The 4,444-nt window shown below is 62.5% G+C and carries 4 protein-coding genes; all 4 read left to right on the plus strand.

Annotated elements, in window-relative coordinates:
• Window positions 1-907 (plus strand): ABC transporter permease (locus I8N66_RS32925; protein ID WP_291163366.1); only part of this gene is annotated, 907 nt, incomplete at its 5' end.
• Window positions 908-987: 80 nt separating this feature from the next.
• Window positions 988-1,920: an ABC transporter permease gene (locus I8N66_RS32930; protein WP_113541412.1), complete on the plus strand. Its 933-nt coding sequence runs from the start codon at window positions 988-990 to the stop codon at window positions 1,918-1,920.
• Window positions 1,921-1,925: 5 nt separating this feature from the next.
• A complete protein-coding gene (locus I8N66_RS32935; protein WP_291163370.1) occupies window positions 1,926-3,458 on the plus strand; it encodes an ABC transporter ATP-binding protein in 1,533 nt (510 codons plus the stop codon).
• A gap of 56 nt (window positions 3,459-3,514) precedes the next feature.
• Window positions 3,515-4,411 carry a LysR family transcriptional regulator gene (locus tag I8N66_RS32940; RefSeq protein WP_113541413.1) on the plus strand — a complete coding sequence of 299 codons (897 nt, stop codon included), beginning with the start codon at window positions 3,515-3,517 and terminating at the stop codon, window positions 4,409-4,411.
• Window positions 4,412-4,444: the final 33 nt, after the last annotated feature.

Below are 4,444 nucleotides of genomic sequence, written 5' to 3' on the forward strand. Positions count from 1 at the left end.
GGTCTTCGGCTCGTTCCAGGACATGCGCTCGGTCGGAGAAATACTCCTGAAGGCGACGCCGCTGATCCTGATCGGTGCAGGTCTCTCGGTCGCGTTCCGCTGTTCGATCTGGAACATCGGCGCCGAAGGCCAGCTCTATGTCGGCGCAATCGCCGCAACTCTCGTGGGCACCAGCATCGACGGTCTTTCCGTCTGGGCGCACGCACCGTTGGTGATGTTGGCCGGAGCACTGGCGGGCGCCGCTTGGGCTGGTATTGCCGGTTATCTGAAGGTGCGCTTTCAGGCGAGCGAGATCGTTACCACGATCATGCTCAACTACATCGCCCTCATTTTGACGAGCTATCTCGTCACCGGTCCGTTGCGCGATGCGAGTGCTGCCTATCCGCAATCGGCAAGGCTCGTGCGCGAAGCCTGGACGCCACGCCTGGTGACCGACCTTAGACTTCACATCGGCATCCTCGTTGCGGTGGTTCTGGCGGTTGCGCTTTACATTTTTCTGCGAAGAAGCAGCCGCGGCTTTGCGCTGCGCGTCGTCGGCCTCAACCCGCATGCCGCCCGCTATGCCGGCATGAACGTCGCACGAAACGTGATGATCGCGATGTGCATCAGCGGCGCGATGGCAGGTCTTGCCGGAGCCTTCGAGGTGGCGGGCGTCACCCGCCGGCTCTACCAGAACATTTCGCCGGGTTACGGCTTCGAAGGCATTGCGGTGGCGCTCTTGGCAGGCAACAATCCGTTGGCGGCGATCCTGTCGGGCGGGCTTTTCGCGACGCTTCGCTCCGGCTCGGAAGTCCTCCAGATCACATCACAGGTCCCGCAGGTCCTGGTGCTGGTCATTCAGGGCATCGTCATCCTCTCGGTCGTCGCCTTCGCCAAGCTGCGCGACATCCTCAGGACTGTGGCTTGAAAGCATGGAAACTCCCACGTGGCCATCGATCGCCCGCGGGAAAACAAAACCTTTGGCGACATTCCTGGAGGGTCGACCCCATGGACGACATGATTTCTCTCACCTTTCTCGCGACGCTCGTCGGCGCCGCCTGGAGGCTTGCCACGCCCCTGATATTCGCTTCGATCGGCGAGGTCTTTTCCGAGCGCGCGGGCGTGCTCAACATCGGGCTCGAAGGCACGATGCTGGTCGGCGCCTTCTGCGGCTTCGCCGCTGCTGCCGCCACCGGCAACATTCCGCTCGGGCTATTGGCCGGCGTTGCCGGCGGCATGCTGTTCGGGCTCGTCTTCGCCTTCTTCACGATCACTATCAAGGCGGACCAGATCGTGGTCGGCGCGGCACTCAACCTGCTCGGAATGGGCCTGACGGCCTTCCTCTTCCGCACCTATTACGTTTCGACCGGCAAGGGCATCGAGATCGCCCAGCCGGTCCACATACCCTGGCTGAGCGACCTGCCCTTTATCGGCGAGGCGTTCTTCCGCCAAAACCTCATCGTCTATTCGACCGTGCTGGTCGCCATACTCGCCACCCTGGTGCTTTACCGCACCTCCTTCGGTCTGACGCTTCGCGCCGTCGGCGAGCACCCGAAGGCCGTCGACGTCGCCGGTCGCAGCGTCGTCGGCTACCGCTATGCCGCCGTCATCGTCGGTACCGGGCTTGCGGGGCTCGGTGGTGCCTTCCTGACACTCGGCCATTCCAACCAGTTCGTCGAAGGCATCACCTCCGGCCGCGGCTTCATCGCCCTTGCCGTGGTGGTCTTTGCCCGCTGGTCGCCGATCGGGGCCTTCTTCGTGTCGCTGCTCTTCGGCCTCTTCTACGCCCTGCAGCTCATGCTCCAGGCGCAGGCATCCATCGTCGTGCCCTACCAAGTGCTACAGGCGCTCCCCTACATCATGACGATCGTCACGCTCGTCGCCTTCCGCGGCAAGAGTGCCGCACCCAGCAAGCTTGGCCAGCCCTACGAGATGAGGTGATCGACATGTCGAAAAAACCGTTCCTGCGCATCGACAATATCCGCAAACGCTTCGGCCCGATCGTCGCCAGCGACGGCGTCTCGCTGGAAATCGAGGAGGGCGAGGTCCATTCGCTGCTCGGCGAAAACGGCGCCGGCAAGAGCGTGCTGATGAGCATGATCTGCGGCATGGTCCGGCCGGACGAGGGCGATATTGTCTACAAGGGGCAATCGGTGCGCTTTTCAAGCCCGCGCGACGCGATCCGCCAGCGCATCGGCATGGTGCACCAGCACTTCATGCTGGTGCAGAACCTGACGGTGGCGGAAAACTACATCCTCGGCCAGGGTTCGGCGTTCAGCGTCATATCCGACATCGACAAGGTCCACCGAAAGATCCGCGCCCTTTCCGAGCGCTACGCCCTCGACGTGCGTCCCGACGCAATCGTCGAAGACCTTTCGGTCGGCGAGCAGCAGCGGGTGGAAATCCTGAAGGTGCTATTCCACGGCATCGACCTGCTCATCCTTGACGAGCCGACCGCCGTTCTCACCCCGCAGGAGACCGACCGTCTCCTTTCCCTGATGGGTGATCTGGTGAAGGATGGGAAAACCGTCGTCTTCATTTCGCACAAGCTGGACGAAGTGATGCGGGTCAGCAATCGCATCAGCGTCATGCGTGACGGCCGCGTCGTAAATACGGTCAGGGTCGGGGAGACGAATGCGCGTGAGCTCGCGCGCATGATGGTCGGTCGTGACGTGCGCATGGAGCTGCCGCGTAGCCCCGAGCCCCCCGGCCGTATCGTGCTTTCGGTGGAAAACCTCACCTGCCGCGCCGAGACCGGCCTTCCGGCCGTGCGAGGTGTGAGCCTCGATGTACGCGCCGGCGAAATCGTCGGCATTGCCGGCGTATCCGGCAACGGTCAGACCGAACTATCGCTCGCGCTCTCCGGCCTGCTGCCGGTCAATTCCGGGCGCGTCATTCTCAATGGAAACGACATAACCGGGCTCGATCCGGCCGAGATCAATGCCAGGCGCTTTTCCCACATTCCGGAAGACCGCCACAAACACGGCATCGTGCTGCCGCTGTCGCTCAGCGAAAACACCATTCTCCAACGCTACGACCAAAAGCCGTTCGCGGCGGCTGGAATGCTCAACCGCAGGGTCATCGGCGAACACACCCGCGACCTGATCAAACGGTTTCGTGTGAAGAGCCGGGACGAGAACCAGCCGATCGCAGCACTTTCGGGCGGTAACCAGCAAAAGCTCGTCGTTGCGCGGGAGTTGGCGCGCGATCCCGATTTCATCCTCGTCAATCAGCTTGCGCGCGGCATCGATATCGGCGCGATGGAGTTCGTGATGGAGGAGATGCTGCGCCAGCGCGACAGCGGCCGCGCCATTCTGCTGATCTCCACGGAACTCGAGGAGCTGTTTGCGATCTGCGACCGCATCCTCGTGATGTTCCACGGCGAAATCCTTGGGGAATTGCCGCCGGACCGCGCCCGTCTCGACGAACTCGGCCTGCTGATGGCCGGCAACACGGAGCAGTCGGCACTTGCGGGGTAGACAAGCAGAGATCTGGCAGGCTTGATGAGGGCAGGATAACGGGAGGCCGCGCGTACATGAACATAACCCTGCGGCAACTCAGGGCCTTCATCGCGGTGGCCGAACTCGGACAGTTCAACGTCGCCGCACGCAACCTCCATCTCACCCAGTCTGCGGTCAGCATCCTCATTCGGGATCTGGAACGGGAGATAGGCGTGCGGCTGTTCGACCGGCACACGCGCATGGTCTCCCTCACCCTGGTCGGCCAGGAGTTCCTGCCGCAGGCGCGCAAGATCATGAAGGACCTCGAGCTTGCCGTTGGCGACGTGCGCGACAACGCCTCCCTGAAGCGCGGCCAGGTGACGATCGCCGCTGCGATCGTGCTTGCCGCAACGGTGGTACCGCCGATCATCGCCAGGTTCCTGAACAAATATCCGGAAATCTCCGTCAACATTCGCGACATGCCTGAAGAGCAGATCACGCCGGCGCTCAAGCGCCATGAGGTCGATATCGCCGTCGGCACCCTTTCGGAGGAAGATCCCGAAATCGCCGCAACCCCGCTGCTGCGCGACAAGTTGATGCTCGTCTGTCGGGAAGATCACCGGTTTGCCAAGCGCAAATCCGTGCGCTGGGCCGAGCTCAAGGACGAGGCCCTCATCACGCTTGCCGCCTCCAATCCACTACGCAACATCGTTGAGCACAATCTTATCCGCGTCGTTCCGAACTACCGGCCAAAGTACGAAGTGCGCTTTTCGACGACCGCCATCAGCATGATCGCCGCCGGAATGGGTGTCTCGATCCTACCGGAGAATTCCGGACAACTCGCCTCGGCCGTGGGCGTGACCACGGTCGATCTCATTGACCCGATCGTCATGCGCGACGTCTCGCTGCTTCAACGGCGCCATCACAGCCTTTCGCCCGCTGCCGAGCATCTGAAGGCGGCTTTCATTGCCAGCGTTGTAAGAGACGTGTGAGCGTCTCGACAAGGCTCGGGGACGCTCTACCAG

This window comes from Ensifer sp. SSB1 (assembly GCF_016652895.1).
Lineage (GTDB): Bacteria > Pseudomonadota > Alphaproteobacteria > Rhizobiales > Rhizobiaceae > Ensifer.

Coding starts and splice junctions, on each gene's coding strand:
- I8N66_RS32930 (WP_113541412.1), top strand. CDS start 988: ATGGACGACATGATTTCTCTCACCTTTCTCGCGACGCTCGTCGGCGCC.
- I8N66_RS32935 (WP_291163370.1), top strand. CDS start 1,926: ATGTCGAAAAAACCGTTCCTGCGCATCGACAATATCCGCAAACGCTTC.
- I8N66_RS32940 (WP_113541413.1), top strand. CDS start 3,515: ATGAACATAACCCTGCGGCAACTCAGGGCCTTCATCGCGGTGGCCGAA.